Source organism: Sphingomonas sp. Leaf20, assembly GCF_001421535.1.
Lineage (GTDB): Bacteria > Pseudomonadota > Alphaproteobacteria > Sphingomonadales > Sphingomonadaceae > Sphingomonas.
In genome coordinates, this window is the sequence record NZ_LMKN01000008.1 from 21,071 (window position 1) to 36,687 (window position 15,617).

General features: G+C 67.1%; 9 protein-coding genes. 5 read left to right on the top strand and 4 right to left on the bottom strand.

The window, feature by feature from the left end; all coding sequences use genetic code 11:
* Positions 1 to 64 precede the first annotated feature (64 nt).
* The 3 genes from gltB to ASE72_RS08375 all read left to right on the top strand — a co-directional run bounded on the left by gltB (position 65) and on the right by ASE72_RS08375 (position 5,930).
* On the top strand, positions 65 to 4,579 hold the full coding sequence (gene gltB / locus ASE72_RS08365; RefSeq protein ID WP_056021975.1) for a glutamate synthase large subunit: 4,515 nt from the start codon (positions 65 to 67) through the stop codon (positions 4,577 to 4,579).
* Positions 4,580 to 4,909: 330 nt separating this feature from the next.
* Complete coding sequence (locus ASE72_RS08370; RefSeq protein ID WP_056019559.1) at positions 4,910 to 5,584, top strand: glutathione S-transferase family protein; 675 nt, start codon at positions 4,910 to 4,912, stop codon at positions 5,582 to 5,584.
* On the top strand, positions 5,571 to 5,930 hold the full coding sequence (locus tag ASE72_RS08375; protein ID WP_056019563.1) for a tRNA-binding protein: 360 nt from the start codon (positions 5,571 to 5,573) through the stop codon (positions 5,928 to 5,930). Before ASE72_RS08370 ends, ASE72_RS08375 begins: the two co-directional genes overlap by 14 nt.
* 20 nt (positions 5,931 to 5,950) lie before the next feature.
* On the opposite strand, the gene pepN is transcribed toward ASE72_RS08375, so the two are convergent.
* Positions 5,951 to 8,566 (bottom strand): aminopeptidase N, encoded by a 2,616-nt coding sequence (pepN, locus tag ASE72_RS08380; RefSeq protein ID WP_056019565.1) that lies wholly within the window; start codon positions 8,564 to 8,566, stop codon positions 5,951 to 5,953.
* Positions 8,567 to 8,684: 118 nt separating this feature from the next.
* Here pepN and ASE72_RS08385 point away from each other — a divergent pair, with 118 nt between their 5' ends.
* The gene (locus tag ASE72_RS08385) at positions 8,685 to 10,415 is read left to right on the top strand and encodes a M28 family metallopeptidase (RefSeq protein WP_056019567.1); all 1,731 of its coding nucleotides are present in this window, start codon (positions 8,685 to 8,687) and stop codon (positions 10,413 to 10,415) included.
* On the top strand, positions 10,412 to 11,251 hold the full coding sequence (locus ASE72_RS08390) for a hypothetical protein (RefSeq protein WP_056019569.1): 840 nt from the start codon (positions 10,412 to 10,414) through the stop codon (positions 11,249 to 11,251). The genes ASE72_RS08385 and ASE72_RS08390 overlap by 4 nt, the downstream gene beginning before the upstream one ends.
* Here the strand turns inward: ASE72_RS08390 and ASE72_RS08395 are convergent.
* The 3 genes from ASE72_RS08395 to ASE72_RS08405 form a co-directional block, all read right to left on the bottom strand.
* Positions 11,161 to 12,096, bottom strand: coding sequence for a DMT family transporter (locus tag ASE72_RS08395; protein ID WP_056021977.1), 936 nt, complete (start codon positions 12,094 to 12,096; stop codon positions 11,161 to 11,163). The two genes, ASE72_RS08390 and ASE72_RS08395, sit on opposite strands and share 91 nt — an antisense overlap.
* Before the next feature lie 11 nt (positions 12,097 to 12,107).
* Positions 12,108 to 13,109 (bottom strand): threonine aldolase family protein, encoded by a 1,002-nt coding sequence (locus ASE72_RS08400; RefSeq protein WP_056019571.1) that lies wholly within the window; start codon positions 13,107 to 13,109, stop codon positions 12,108 to 12,110.
* Positions 13,110 to 13,268: 159 nt separating this feature from the next.
* Positions 13,269 to 15,455, bottom strand: coding sequence for a transglycosylase domain-containing protein (locus ASE72_RS08405; RefSeq protein WP_056019574.1), 2,187 nt, complete (start codon positions 15,453 to 15,455; stop codon positions 13,269 to 13,271).
* Between the last annotated feature and the right edge of the window lie 162 nt (positions 15,456 to 15,617).

Genomic DNA, 15,617 nt, shown 5'->3' on the forward strand with positions numbered 1-15,617 from the left:
CGGTCGTCAGCCTGCCATCGCCGATGTGGCGCAGCGCCACGCTCGAGCAGAAGAAGAAGTGACGATGACCGATTTCACCACCGATCAACGCGCCCGTCTCGCCGAAGAGGGCATGTACCGTCCCGAATATGAGGGCGATGCCTGCGGCGTCGGGCTCGTCGCCGCCACCGATGGCCGCGCGTCGCGACGCGTGGTGCAGTCGGCGGTCGATGCGCTGAAAGCGGTCTGGCACCGCGGCGCGGTCGATGCGGACGGCAAGACCGGCGATGGCGCGGGGCTGCATATCGACCTGCCGCTGCGGTTCTTCGACGATGCGGTCGCGGCGTCGGGGCACAAGGTGCGCCCGAACCGGCTCGCGGTCGGCATGATCTTCCTGCCGCGCACCGATCTGGGCGCGCAGGAGGATTGCCGGACGATCGTCGAGAGCGCGATCATCGAGGCGGGCTATACCATCTATGGCTGGCGCCAGGTGCCCGTCGACGTGTCGGTGATCGGCCAGAAGGCGCAGGCGACGCGTCCCGAGATCGAGCAGATCATGATCGCCGGGCCGCTGCCCGACGAGCAGGACGCCGCCGAATTCGAGAAGACGCTGTATCTGGTCCGCCGCAGGATCGAGAAGCGCGTGATCGCGGCGCAGATCCAGGGCTTCTATATCTGCTCGCTGTCGTGCCGCTCGATCATCTACAAGGGGCTGTTCCTCGCCGAATCGCTGTCGGTGTTCTACCCCGATCTGTGCGACCAGCGGTTCGAGAGCCGCGTCGCGATCTTCCATCAGCGCTATTCGACCAACACCTTCCCGCAATGGTGGCTGGCGCAACCGTTCCGCTGCCTCGCGCATAACGGCGAGATCAACACGATTCGCGGCAACAAGAACTGGATGCTCTCCCACGAGATCCGGATGGCGAGCCTCGCGTTCGGCGACAATTCGGAGGACATCAAGCCGGTGATCCCGGCGGGCGCGTCCGATACCGCCGCGCTCGACGCGGTGTTCGAGGCGATCTGTCGTTCGGGGCGCGATGCGCCGACCGCCAAGCTGATGCTGGTGCCCGAGGCCGCGGCGCCCGACATGCCGCCCGAGCACCGCGCGATGTACCAGTATCTCGCCTCCGTGATGGAGCCGTGGGACGGCCCCGCCGCGCTGGCGATGACCGATGGCCGTTGGGCGGTCGCGGGGATGGACCGCAACGCGCTGCGGCCGCTGCGGTACACGCTGACGTCGGACGGGTTGCTGATCGTCGGCTCCGAGAGCGGGATGGTCGTCGTCCCCGAATCGACGATCATCGCCAAGGGGCGGCTCGGGCCGGGCGAGATGATCGCGGTCGATCTCGACGAGGGCGTCCTGTTGCAGGATCGCGCGGTCAAGGATCGCATCTCGGGCGAGGCGGATTACGCCGCGATGATCGGCGAATTCCACACGCTCGCCGATCTTCCCTCGGTCGAGGACGCGGTCGTGCGCTACGACCGCGCCGAGCTTGCACGCCGCCAGATCGCCGCGGGACAGACGATGGAGGACATGGAGCTGATCCTGTCGCCGATGGTCGAATCCGCCAAGGAAGCGATCGGATCGATGGGCGACGACACGCCGCTCGCGGTGATCTCGGACAAGCCGCGCCTCATCAGCCAGTTTTTCCGCCAGAATTTCTCGCAGGTGACCAACCCGCCGATCGATCCGCTTCGCGAGCGCCACGTGATGTCGCTCAAGACGCGGTTCGGTAATCTCGCCAACATCCTCGACGTCCGTGACCAGCGCGAGCGCGTGCTGGTGCTCGATTCGCCGGTGCTGACGGGCGAGCACTGGTCGCGGCTGAAGGCGCATTTCGGCAGTGCGGTCGCCGAGATCGATTGCACGTTCGAGGTCGGCGGCGGGCCGGAGAAGCTGCGCGCGGCGATCCAGCGGATCCGCAACGAGGCGGAGCAAGCCGTCCGGCAGGGCAAGAGCGAGATCTTCCTCACCGACGAGGCGATCAGCGAAGACCGTGTCGGCATCGCCGGCGTGCTCGCGGTGGCCGCTGTCCACACGCATCTCGTCCGTCGCGGCCTTCGCTCCTATGCGTCGATCAACGTGCGGACCGCCGAATGCCTCGACACGCATTATTATGCGGTGCTGATCGGCGTCGGTGCGACCACCGTGAACGCGTATCTGGCCGAGGCCGCGATCGTCGATCGCCAGTCGCGCGGGCTGTTCGGTGACCTCGACCTCGCCGAATGCCTGCGTCGCCACCGCGTCGCGGTCGAGGAGGGGCTGCTCAAGATCATGTCGAAGATGGGCATCGCGGTGATCTCGTCCTACCGCGGCGGCTACAACTTCGAAGCGGTCGGCTTGTCGCGCAGCCTGGTGAACGACCTGTTCCCCGGCATGCCCGCCAAGATCAGCGGCGAGGGCTACAAGTCGCTCCACGTCAACGCGACCGACCGCCATGAAGCGGCGTTCGATTCAGGCGTCGCGACGCTGCCGATCGGCGGCTTCTATCGCCAGCGCCACACCGGCGAGACGCATGCCTATTCCGCGCAGCTGATGCATCTGCTCCAGACCGCGGTCGCGACCGACAGCTATACGAGCTACCTGCAATTCTCGCGCGGCGTGTCGGACCTGCCGCCGGTGTACCTGCGCGATCTGCTCCAGTTCAACTTCCCCGCGGAAGGCGTTCCGGTCGACCAGGTCGAGGCGATCACCGAGATCCGCAAGCGCTTCGTCACGCCGGGCATGTCGCTCGGCGCGCTGAGCCCGGAGGCGCACGAGACGCTGGCGATCGCGATGAACCGGATCGGCGCGAAGGCGGTGTCGGGCGAGGGCGGCGAGGACAAGGCGCGGTTCGTGCCCTACGCGAACGGCGACAATGCGAACTCGACGATCAAGCAGATCGCGAGCGGGCGGTTCGGCGTGACCGCGGAATATCTGAACGCGTGCGAGGAGATCGAGGTCAAGGTCGCACAGGGCGCCAAGCCCGGCGAGGGCGGCCAGCTGCCCGGCTTCAAGGTCACCGAGTTCATCGCCAAGCTGCGCCATGCGACGCCCGGCGTGACGCTGATCTCGCCGCCGCCGCATCACGACATCTACTCGATCGAGGATCTGGCGCAGCTGATCTACGACCTGAAGCAGATCAATCCCCGGGCGCGCGTCTGCGTGAAGCTCGTTTCGTCGGCGGGGATCGGCACGGTCGCGGCGGGGGTGGCGAAGGCGCATGCCGACGTGATCCTGATCGCCGGCCATGTCGGCGGCACCGGCGCTTCCCCACAGACCTCGATCAAATATGCCGGCACGCCGTGGGAAATGGGGCTGTCCGAGGTCAACCAGGTGCTGACGCTCAACGGCCTGCGCGGGCGCGTGCGGCTGCGCACCGATGGGGGCTTGAAGACCGGTCGCGATATCGTGATCGCGGCGATCCTCGGGGCCGAGGAATACGGGATCGGCACGCTGAGCCTCGTCGCGATGGGCTGCATCATGGTGCGGCAGTGCCATTCGAACACGTGTCCGGTTGGCATCTGCACGCAGAACGACGCGCTCAGGCAGAAGTTCGTCGGCACGCCCGAGAAGGTGATCAACCTGATGACGTTCATCGCCGAGGAGGTCCGCGACATCCTCGCGCGGCTCGGCGTGAAGAGCCTCGACGACGTGATCGGCCGCACCGAACTGTTGCGGCAAGTCAGCCGCGGCGCGGAGCATCTCGACGATCTCGATCTCAACCCGATCCTGGCGAAGGTCGATGCCGACGATTCGCAGCGGCGGTTCAGCCTGTCGACGTTCCGCAACGAAGTGCCCGACAGCCTCGATGCGCAGATCATCAAGGATGCCGCCGCGGTGTTCTCGCGCGGGGAGAAGATGCAGCTGACCTATTCGGTGCGCAACACGCACCGCGCGGTGGGGACTCGGCTGTCGAGCGAGATCACGCGCAAGTTCGGGATGTCGACGCTCGCCGACGATCACGTCACGATCCGTCTGCGGGGGAGTGCAGGCCAGTCGCTGGGCGCGTTCCTGTGCAAGGGGATCACGCTGGAGGTGTTCGGCGATTCGAACGACTATGTCGGCAAGGGGCTGTCGGGGGGGACGATCATCGTACGGCCCGCGGTAAGCTCGCCGCTCGCGAGCCAGGACAACACGATCATCGGCAATACTGTGCTGTACGGCGCGACCAGCGGGCGGCTGTTCGCGGCGGGGCAGGCGGGCGAGCGGTTCGCGGTGCGCAATTCGGGCGCCAACGTGGTCGTCGAGGGCTGCGGCGCGAACGGGTGCGAATATATGACCGGCGGCATCGCGGTGGTGCTGGGCAAGGTCGGCGCGAACTTCGGCGCGGGGATGACCGGCGGGATGGCGTTCATCTACGACCCCGAGGGCGTGTTCGAAAAGCGCGCGAACCCCGAAAACATCACCTGGGACCGCGTGAAGGCGCTGCACTGGGCGGACATACTGCTCGACCTCGTGCGCGACCATGCCGACACCACCGACAGCAAATGGTCGAAGGGCCTGCTCGAGGACTGGGACCGCGTGGCGCCGCATTTCTGGCAGGTGGTACCGAAGGAAATGCTGACGCGGCTGAGCCATCCGCTCGACGACAGCGCGGAGCTGGTGGCGGCGGAATAGTGTCTGCCGCGTATTCCACCCCGGCGAAGGCCGGGGCCCAACTGGAAAGTTCGCAGTAACGGAGCGCGGCGCTTCGTTACCGACGGCCCCCAATTGGGCCCCAGCCTTCGCCGGGGAGGTGCCTTCTATTTTTGAGCAAGCGCCCGCCCCTTGTTCTCCCGCGAAGGCGGGAGCCCAGTCTGGATCCCCGCCTTCGCGGGGAAACAGGCTTTGCTTTCCGACGAACGCGATACCTCCGCGTCTCCGCGTCTTCGCGTGCACCAAATCTTCTTACTCGCCGCCCAACCCGCGCTAGTGACACACCCGCCCCATGCCGCCTAAACGGAGGGTATGTGGCAGCTTTATCAATTCCCCTTGTGTCCCTTCTCGCGAAAGGTGCGCCTGCTGCTGGGTGAGAAGGGCGTCGGCTACGAGCTGGTCCGCGAATCGCCATGGGAGCGGCGCGACGAGTTCATGGACATGAACCCCGCGGGGCAGACGCCGGTGATGGTCGACGCGTCGCGCGGCGTCGCGCCGCTGATCGATTCGATGGCGATCTGCGAATTCTTCGAGGAAACCGTCGAGAAGTCGGCGATGATCAACGGCACCGCGACCAACCGTGCGGAGATCCGCCGGCTGGTGACGTGGTTCGACACGCATTTCTACCGCGACGTGACGGGGCCGTTGCTCCACGAACGCATGGTCAAGCGCCTCGCGCACCGGGCGGCACCCGACGCGAAGGGGCTGCGCGAAGCGATGAAGGCGGCGGTCGGCCATCTCGATTATACCGATTACCTGCTCGACCATCGCAACTGGCTGGGCGGCGCGACGATGAGTCTCGTCGATCTGGCGGCGGCGGCGCAGATCTCGGTCACCGACTATCTCGGCGGGATCGACTGGAAGGGCCATGAGCAGACCGCACGCTGGTATCGCGGATTGAAGAGCCGCCCGAGCTTCCGTCCCTTGCTGAGCGAGCGGATGGAGCTCATCGCGCCGCCCGCACATTATGACAATGTCGACTTCTGAGATGCCGGTCCCCGCGATCACGTTCGACGAGTTTGCCAAGGTTGATATCCGCGTCGGCACGATCGTGTCGGCCGAGCCGTTTCCGCAGGCGCGCAAGCCCGCGTTCAAGCTGACGATCGATTTCGGCGACGAGATCGGTACGAAGCGGTCGTCCGCGCAGATCACCGAGCATTATACGCCGGAGACGCTCGTCGGGCGTCAGGTCGCAGCGGTCGTCAACTTTCCACCGCGGCAGATCGGCCCGATGATGTCGGAGGTGCTGACGCTCGGATTTCCCGATACGGAGGGCAAGGTCGTACTCGTCCAGCCGTCCGGGACGGTCCCGAACGGCGGCCGGCTGTTCTGACGCCGTCCGGACGCCGGGGCCTATTCCTCCAGACTTTTCGATGCCTGCTCGAACACGTCTTTCGACAGGCCTGGCGTTTTCAGGATCCGCTCGAGCTCGGCCCGCATCAGCGCGGCGCGCGCCGTGTCGAACCGGCGCCACCGACCGAGCGGGGGCAGCAGCTTCGCCGCGGTCTGCGGATTGAGCCGGTCGAGCGCGATCAACTGCTCCGCTAGGAAACGATAGCCGCTGCCGTCCGCTGCATGGAACGCACGTTGATTGGCAGCGAACGCGCCGACGAGCGAACGGGCGCGATTGGGATTGGCGAGACTGAAATCGGGATGACCGGCAAGGCTCGCGACGATCGCGCCGGCATCGTCGCGTGACGACAGCGCCTGCGTCTGGAACCATTTGTCGAGCACGAGGGGATTGGTGCGGTAGCGCGCGTAGAAGAGGTCGAGCGCGCGCCGCCGATGGTCGGACGCGACGTTGACCAGCGTCGCCAGCGCACCTTGTCGGTCGGTCATGTTGTCGGCGGTCTCGAACTGCGCAAACGCGAGATCGGCCGCGTCTGTCGCGCCGCTTGCGGCGATATAGCCGAGCGACACCGTCCGCAGCCGACGCTGCCCCTTCGCGACGGGGGTGTAGACGAACGAGCCGGATGCGGCCGATTCGTATGCCACGCGCCACTGTGGCTCCAACGATCGGCCGAGGTCGCGGCGAAGCGCATCGCGCGCGCGGAAGATCGCCTCGGGGTCGACCACCGCCATCTGGTCGCCGATATACGCTTCGGACGGGAGCATGACCGCCTCCGCGACGAAGGCGGGATCGAGCGCGGGATCCGCGAGCGTCTTGGCGACCGCCGCGATCACGCCGGCATGATCGACCTGGCCGGGGGTCGTCGCATTGGCGACGAGCGTGTCGAGCATGAGCTGCTGCATCGCCTCGTAGCGCGCGAACGGGTCGTCGTCATGCGCGCTGAGGAAGGCGAGGTCCGACGGGGATCGATCGCTGTCGACGATTGCAGGCGCCGAGAAGCCGCGGTTGATCGACAGGATCGGACGCTCGCGGACATTCTCGAAGATCACCTGATCGGTAGCCGTATCGAGCATGACGAGGCGTTCTTCCGCCAGCGGCGCGCCGGTGTCCGCACCGAACAGTCGGACCAGGAGCGGCAGGACCATCGGCTGCTTGTCAGGCTGCCCCGGCGTCGCCGGGATATGCTGCGTCAAGGTCAGCGTCGCGCGGGCAGCGGCGGCATCATGCGCAAGCCGCGCGGTCACGCGCGGCGTACCCGCCTGCGAATACCACAGGCGGAACTGCGTCAGATCGACACCGCTGGCCGCTTCCATGCTCGCGACGAAATCCTCGCACGTCGCGGCCGTCCCGTCGAACCGGTCGAAGAACAGGTCGGTGCCGGCGCGGAAGTTCTGCGGACCAAGGATCGATGCGATCATTCGGATCAGCTCGGCGCCCTTGTTGTAGATCGTCGCGGTGTAGAAGTTCGAAATCTCCTGATAGGTTTCGGGGCGCACCGGATGCGCGAGCGGTCCGGCATCCTCAGGAAACTGCGCCGCGCGCAGGCCCCGGACGTCCTCGATCCGCTTGACCGCACGGCTCCCCTGATCGGCGGAGAACCCCTGGTCGCGGTAGACGGTGAAGCCTTCCTTCAGCGACAGCTGGAACCAGTCGCGGCAGGTGATGCGGTTGCCCGACCAGTTGTGGAAATATTCATGCGCGACCACCGCGGCGATCGCGTCATAGTCGTAATCGGTCGCGGTATCCGGGTCGGCCAGGATGTAGCGCGAGTTGAAGATGTTGAGACCCTTGTTCTCCATCGCGCCGAAGTTGAAGTCGTCGACCGCGACGATGTTGAACACATCGAGGTCATATTCGCGGCCATAGGTCGTCTCGTCCCACGCCATCGCGAGCTCGAGCGCCTTCAACGCGTGATCGGTCTTGGGCAGATCGGCCTTGCGCACCCAGATGCCGAGCGCGACGTCGCGGCCTGACATGGTCGTGAAGCGCCCCGAATTCACCGACAGATCGCCCGCGACGAGCGCGAACAGATAGGAGGGCTTGGGGAAGGGGTCGTTCCATTCCGCCCAATGCCGGCCGTCGTGGAGATCGCCGTGCGCAACCGGGTCGCCATTCGCCAGCAGCACGGGAAACCGCGTCTTGTCGGCGGTCATGCGCACCGAATAGCGGCTGAGGACGTCGGGACGATCCGGGAAATAGGTGATCCGGCGAAAGCCCTCCGCCTCGCACTGCGTGCACAGGATGCCGCCCGAGGCATAGAGCCCCATCAGCTGCGTATTGCGATCGGGGGCGATCTCGACCTGCGTCTCGACGACATGCGCGTCGCCCGACAACGGGATCACGAGCTGTTCGCCCTCGAATCGCCAGTCGCTGACCGCGACGCCGTCGACCGTGATCGACAGCGGCCGCTGCCCGGCGCCATCGAGCCGGAGCGGATCGCGATGATCGCCGTTGCGCGTGACGGACAGCGTCGCGGTGACGCGCGTCGCGACCGGATCAAGGGCGAAATCGAGCCTGGTCGTCGGTACCAGCCACGCCGGTGCCTGATAATCCGCCCGACGGATGGAGGCCGGGGCCGCGATGTCGGGCTGGGCGAGACTGTGTTGGATATCGAGCATAGCAGATGAATATAGGCACAGTCGCGGGCTCCGCCAGCCAAAGCTTGCGGGCCGAGCTTGCGCGGCGCCATCGGCGTGCTACCCGGCTGCAACACGTTCGTCTTGCGAGGATTTCGGCATGTATCGGTTCATCGGCGCGCTTTCGTTGCTCGCAGCTTCCACGGCCATGTCGACTGCGACGCTGGCGCAGACGCCCACCCCGAAACCGGCAGCGACGACGACGACCATGCCGGCCAAGCCCGACCCGGCAATTCTCAACGCAAAGCTTGCTGCGCCGCTGCCCGCGGATCAGGCCGCGATGAAGGCGCATGTCCTGTTCCTGGCCTCCGACGCGATGAAGGGGCGTGAGGCGGGCAGCCCCGAATTCGACATCGCCGCACAGTATGTCGCCGCGCAATTCTATGCCGCGGGGCTGCGTCCGGGGGGCGACGATGCGGGCTATCTGCAGCGCGTTCCCTTGGTCAGCTACAAGGCGGCGGGCAAGGGCAGCTTCGCCTGGGCGCCGCGGTCGGGGGCGGCCGTGCCGCTCGTCTTTGCGGAGGATTACGTCCCTGCCGCCAACGGCGCGAAAGCGGACACCACGGTGAGCGCGCCGATCGTCTTCGTCGGCTACGGGATCGATGCACCGCAGTACAAGCAGACCGATTATGCCGGCGTCGACGTCCGCGGCAAGATCGTCGCCTATTTCGGCGGTGCCCCCGCGCGGTTCAGTGGCGAGGAGCGCGCGTTTTTCGGGTCGGGCGGGACCAAGGCGCGGATCGCGGAGAGCAAGGGTGCGATCGGCGTGATCACGCTCGAAAATCCGCGCACGGCAAAGGCGCGGCCATTCGCGCGGTCTGCGCAATATTACGACATGGCGCGGATGACCTGGGCGAATCCCGACGGCACCGGCAAGGTCGACGCACCGGGTGCGCCGTCGCTCGGCACGCTGAGCGTGATCGGCGCGGCCAAGCTCTTCGGTCCGTCATGGAAGACGGTCGCCAAGCAGGCGAAGTCGGATAACGCGAAGTTCCGATCCGCGCCGCTGACCGGCACGCTGACCGTCGCGACCAAGACAAGTTTCGCACCTGCTGCGAGCAGCAACGTCGTCGGCATCATTCCGGGGACCGATCCGGTGCTCGGCAAGGAGGTCGTCGTCCTGTCCGCGCATCTCGATCATATCGGCATCACGCGCCCCGCGAATGGCGCAAAGGAGGGCGATGCGCTCAACAATGGCGCGCTGGACAACGCGATCGGGATCGCCAGCCTGATCGAGGAGGCCAAGCGCTTCACGAGCAGCGGCCAGGCATCGAAGCGCACCGTGATGTTCCTAGCCGTCACGGGCGAAGAAAAGGGGCTAGTCGGCAGCGACTATTTCACCAACCACCCGACCGTGCCGCTCACCGACATCGTCGCGGACGTGAACCTCGACATGCCGATCCTCACCTACAAGTTCGAGGATATGGTCGTGTTCGGTGCCGAGCGCTCGACGCTGGGGCCGATCGTCCAGAAGGCGGTCGCGGCGATCGGTGTCGGGCTGTCGCCCGACCCGATGCCCGAGGAAGGGATCTTCGTCCGCTCCGATCATTTCCGGTTCGTCCAGAAGGGCATTCCGGCGGTGTTCCTGTGGCCGGGCCAGAAGGGGCCGGGCAAGGCCGCGGTCTCCTATTTCATGGCGAACAATTACCACAAGCCGTCGGACGATCTGTCGCAGCCGATCCTGTGGGACCAGGGTGTCCGGTTCGTCGATGCGAACTACCGGATCGCGCGTGAGATCGCCGACGGCGCCCAGCGTCCGGTGTGGAACGCGGGCGATTATTTCGGGACGCTCTACAAGGGTCGGATGAGCCCGGGCGCGGTCGCTAAATGAGCCGCCTGCTCGTCTTCGGGCTGGGGTATACCGCATCGCTGGTCGCGGAGCGTCTGACCGCCGATGGCTGGCATGTCGTCGGCACGACGCGGGACGGGCGCGACGGCACGATCCGCTTCGACGATAGCGACGCGGTCGCGGCCGAGATTGCCGCGGCGACGCATATCCTCTCGTCGGTCCCGCCCGAGCACGAAGCCGACCCGGTGCTCGTGCGGTACGGCCCGTTGCTGCTGCGGTCCCGGGCGTGGCTCGGTTATCTGTCGTCGACCGGCGTGTACGGCGATGCCGGCGGCGCGTGGGTGGACGAGACCGCCCCGATCGGCGGCGGCCGGCGCAGCGCACGCGCGGCGGCGGACGCGGACTGGCTCGCGATCGGCGCGCGGACGTTCCGATTGCCCGGCATCTATGGCCCCGGACGATCGCCGCTCGACCGCGTGCGCGAGGGCAAGGCACACCGGATCGACTGTCCGGGCCAGGTGTTCAGCCGCGCGCATGTCGACGACATCGTCTCGGGGGTGATCGCCGGAATGGATGCGCCGGCGGGGGCGTACAACATCGCCGACGATCTGCCCGCATCGCAGAACGACGTCGCCGCGTTCGCCGCGATGCTGCTCGGGCTGCCCGCCCCGCCGTTCGTCACGCTCGATGACCTGTCGGCGATGGGACGCGGGTTCTATCGCGAGAACCGCCGTGTCGCGAACGGCAAGGCGAAGCGCGTGCTCGGCTGGGCGCCGGTCTGGCCCGATTACCGTGCGGGCCTGCGCGCCCTTAACGCGGTCACGAGCCCGATCCCCGCGAGCACGGCGCCGGCAACGGCGAGCGTCGACCAGCGATAATGCTCGAAGATCGTCGATAGCAGCATCGCGATCACCGGCACGATCACGCCCGAATAGGCCGCCTTTGCCGGGCCGATCGCGCGGATGACGTTGAAATAGAGCGGGAAGGCGAGCGCCGAGGCGAACAGCCCGAGATAGAGGATGCCGGCGATATACCCCGCGCGCATCTCGAATACCGGCGGCCCGGTCGTCGTCCAGGCAAACGCCGCGTCGAGCGCGGCACCGATCAGCATCGCCACCGCGAGCATCGATCCCATCGGATAGCGCTTCGCCGTCTGCGTCCCCTGCATCACGTTCGCGGTCGAGGCGGACAGGATGGCGCACAGCGTGAAGCCGATCCCGATGAGTGCGGAGGTCGATCCGTGCGGATCGACGCGTGCCTCGTTGATGAAGAGCAGCGCAACGCCCGCCATCGCGATCGCCGAACCGGTGACGAGCTGGCGTCCCAGCCGCTGGCCGAGAAAGATACGCCCGAATATCGCGTTCGGCACCAGCAACAGCGCGAACACCACCGCGACCAGCCCCGACGTCACATAATGCTCCGCCCGGTAGACGAAGTTGAAGTTGCAGACGAACTGTGCGGTGCCGAGGATCGCCGCAAAGGCGAAGCCGCGCGCGTCGAGCCGGAGGCTTTCGCGGCGGACGGTGGCGTAGATCGCCATCGCGATCCCCGCGACGAGAAAGCGGTAGCAGACCGACCAGCTCGGCGGCACCACTGCGAGCTGATCGCGGATCACGAGCCAGGTCGAACCCCAGATCAGCGTGACGATGCCGAACGGGATCAGGATCGCCGCGCGGGTCGACTGCGGCGGGTCGGACGGTCCGCTGATGCCGGAGCCGGTCATGTCGGAGGCCGTCATAACGCCCGGATCGCGTCGGCGAGCAGCCCCACGGCATCCGGCGGGCTGTCCCAGGCGGTGACGAGACGGATCTCGCCCGCCGCCCAGTCGTAGAAGTCGAAGCCTTTCGCGCGCAGGGCGGCGGCCTTGTCCGGGGTCACGCGCAGGAATACCTCGTTCGCCTCGACCGGGTGGACCAGCCGGTCACCCGCGGCCGTCGCGAGGCGTGCAGCGGCGTCGTTGGCGGCCTTGCCATTGGCGAGCCACAGATCGTCGTCGAGCATCGCCAGGATCTGCGCGGCAAGGTAGCGCCCCTTCGACAGCAGCAGCCCTGCGCGCTTGCGGCGGTAGTGCGTGACGGCCGCGAGCTCGGGATTGAAGAAGACCAGCGCCTCCGCACTCATCGCGCCGTTCTTGACGAAGCCGAAGCTCAGCGCGTCGACACCCGCGCGCCACGTCATGTCGGCGGGCGAGCACCCGGCATGGACCATCGCGTTGGCAAAGCGCGCGCCGTCCATGTGGAAGCCGAGCCCACGCTCCTTTGCCAGCGCGCCGATCGCGGCGACTTCGTGCGGCTGGTAGACGCGGCCATATTCGGTCGCGTTGGTGAGCGAGATCGCGTGCGGCTGGACGCGGTGGACGTCGTCGGGGATCGCATCGAGGACGATGCGGATCGTCTCGGGCGTCAGCTTCGCACCGATGCCGTCGGCGAGGAACAGCTTGGCGCCATGCGTGTAGAATTCGGGCGCGCCGCCCTCATCGTTCTGGATGTGCGCGTCGCGGTGGCAGACGATCCCGCCATGCGGCGGGCAGAGTGCGGCCAGCGCGAGGCAGTTGGCCGCGGTGCCGGTGGGGACCCAGAGGACCGCGACCTCGGTTTCGAACAGCGCAGACAGGCGCCCGTCGAGCTGCTGGCTCCACGCGTCACCCGCATAGGCGGTGTCGAGCGTGTCGGCAGCGCCGATCGCGGCCATGACGAGTGGATGAACCTGGGCGGCATTGTCGGAGAAAAATCGCATGGCGAGGACATGCTGCGATGCGGTGATGGCGTCAACGGCGGCGGCGTCCCCTTCTACTTCGTCATCCTGGGCTCGACCCAGGATCCAGAGCCGCGGGCGGGGTCATTCGGGGCACTGGATCCTGACTTTCGTCAGGATGACGGCGGCGGGGGGAGAGGATCACTGCCCCCCGTCATACCCCGGCTCGTCCTCGGGCGGGCGGCGATCGTCGCGTGGCGGCGGCGGTCCCTCGTCCCGGTCGCGGCGCGACGGGCCGACCGAGATCGTCCCGTCCTCGCCCATCTTGAGGTTGAAGCCGAGCCCCTCGATCTCGCCGCCGAGCGGGAGCACCGCATTGTCGGGGTCGTCCGCCGGCAACGCATCGGGATCGACCTCCTCGACCGGTGGCAGCGGGGCGGCGACGGGCGCGATCCCCAGCGCCGACTGCATGAAATCGCGCCAGATCCGTGCCGGGATCCCGCCGCCCGACAGGCCGGGGTTCGAGCTGTTGTCGTCATTGCCGACCCAGACTCCGACGACGAGGTCACGCGCAAAGCCGACGAACAGCGCGTCCTTGTTATCCGATGTCGTGCCCGTCTTGCCAAACGCATCGACCGTCAGGTTCGCACTGCGCCCCGTTCCTTCGCGGATCGAGGCGGCAAGGAGATCGAGCATCTCGTCATGGATCGTCGCCGGAATCGCGGTCGAGCCACCGGTAAGCGACTGATACCATCCCTTTTCGCGGACATCCGCCAGACCACGCGGCTGCACCGGATAGGTCTCGCGCGCGATCGCGGCGTAAGCGGCCGTCAGCTCGAGCAGCGACACCGCCGACGTGCCGAGGCCGATCGTCGCCTCGTTCGGGATCGGCGTCGAGATGCCGAGGTCGCGCGCGGCCTTGATCACGGCCTTCACGCCGACCTGCTGCGTCAGTCGTGCGGCGGCGACGTTCGACGACCGCGCGAACGCCTGGCGCAACGTGATCGTCCCCTGATAGCGGCCATCGCTGTTCTTGGGCGTCCAGTCGCCGATCGTCACCGGGAGGTCCTCGATCGTCGAATCGGGGGTCAGGCCCGACCGCATCGCGGCGAGATAGACGAACAGCTTGAACGTCGACCCGGGCTGCCGCCGTGCCTGCGTCGCGCGATTGAACGGGCTCTTGCGATAGTTCTTGCCGCCGACCATCGCGACGACGCGGCCGTCGGGGCGCATCGCCACGAGCGCAACCTGCGCTTGCCGGAGGCCGGCGCGTGCGACGCTTCGCTCGGCGGCGCGCTGCAACCGGGGATCGAGCGTCGTCTTGACGGTCGTCTCGGTCTTGACCTCGCCAGCCTGGTCGCGCGCCTCGGGCAGGATCCAGTCGGCGAAATAGGTGCCGCTGGGGAGCTGCGCCGGCGGACTCGACAGAACGCGCTGCGGCCTGACGGCGTCGCCTTCGGATTTGGTCAGAAACCCCGCGGCGACCATGGCGCCGACCACGACCGCCTCACGCTTGCGTGCGCCTTCGAGATTGGACGTGGGAGCAAGCCGCGACGGCGCCTTGACGAGCCCGGCGAGCATCGCGGCCTGCCCGATATTGAGCGTGTCGGGCGTGCGACCAAAATAATGCTTCGACGCCGCGGCGATCCCGTAGGTGTTGTCGCCGAAATAGACGTTGGACAGATAGCGCGACAGGATTTCATCCTTCGACAGCCACGCCTCCAGCCAGACGGCGATCATCGCCTCGCGAATCTTGCGCGTCGCGGTCCGATCCGAATCGAGGAACGCATTCTTCGCAAGCTGTTGCGTGATCGTGCTGCCGCCCTGGCGGACACCGCCCGATCCCATGTTCGCCCAGGCCGCCCGCGCGATGCCGCGGGGATCGATGCCCCAGTGCGAATAGAATCGCCGGTCCTCGATCGCGAGGAATGCCTGGATGACGTGCGGGGGGAGCGTCGCGGCGTCGACCGGCTTGCCGATGATCGCGCCGCGCCGCGCGATCGGCGTGCCGTCGCTCGCCGTCAGCGTGATCGAGGGCGGCGTCGGGGGCTGGAGCGACTTTGACAGCGGCGCGGTGAAGGCGAGCCAGATGATCGCGATCACCATCAGGATGATGCCGATCCCCGTCCCGCGGATGATCCAGCGGCCAATGCCGCCCCGCCGCCGTGGTCGCGCGACGGTGTAGCCCGTGTCGGGATCGGTTTCGCCAAATGCTGCGGGCTCTTCGCCGGCGCGTTCACGCTCGTAGCGCTCGCGCAGGCGTTCGCGCTCGGTGATCAGGCGTTCGCGTTCATAGGCATAGGGTTCGCGCTCGCCGCCTCCGCCGTGGCCGGAACGGTCTGTATCGAAGGGATCGGGGCGCATCGGGTCGTTCCAGCGGTCGGGCATCTGGTGTGTTATCGTTCTATTACAGTTCGGACAAGCCTGTGCGCATGCCTATCGTGTATGCAGGCTGAGCGACAGCGTCGCGGTATCGCCACGCGGGCACCGCGTCGATGGGCTGTTGTCATCGTGCCGCGAAACGGGGAAGAGCAGGCGAAACGATCGAAC

Coding starts and splice junctions, on each gene's coding strand:
- ASE72_RS08385 (WP_056019567.1), top strand. CDS start 8,685: ATGTATCGGTTCATCGGCGCGCTTTCGTTGCTCGCAGCTTCCACGGCC.
- ASE72_RS08375 (WP_056019563.1), top strand. CDS start 5,571: ATGTCGACTTCTGAGATGCCGGTCCCCGCGATCACGTTCGACGAGTTT.
- ASE72_RS08400 (WP_056019571.1), bottom strand. CDS start 13,109: ATGCGATTTTTCTCCGACAATGCCGCCCAGGTTCATCCACTCGTCATG.
- ASE72_RS08395 (WP_056021977.1), bottom strand. CDS start 12,096: ATGACCGGCTCCGGCATCAGCGGACCGTCCGACCCGCCGCAGTCGACC.
- ASE72_RS08370 (WP_056019559.1), top strand. CDS start 4,910: ATGTGGCAGCTTTATCAATTCCCCTTGTGTCCCTTCTCGCGAAAGGTG.
- gltB (WP_056021975.1), top strand. CDS start 65: ATGACCGATTTCACCACCGATCAACGCGCCCGTCTCGCCGAAGAGGGC.
- ASE72_RS08390 (WP_056019569.1), top strand. CDS start 10,412: ATGAGCCGCCTGCTCGTCTTCGGGCTGGGGTATACCGCATCGCTGGTC.
- ASE72_RS08405 (WP_056019574.1), bottom strand. CDS start 15,455: ATGCCCGACCGCTGGAACGACCCGATGCGCCCCGATCCCTTCGATACA.
- pepN (WP_056019565.1), bottom strand. CDS start 8,566: ATGCTCGATATCCAACACAGTCTCGCCCAGCCCGACATCGCGGCCCCG.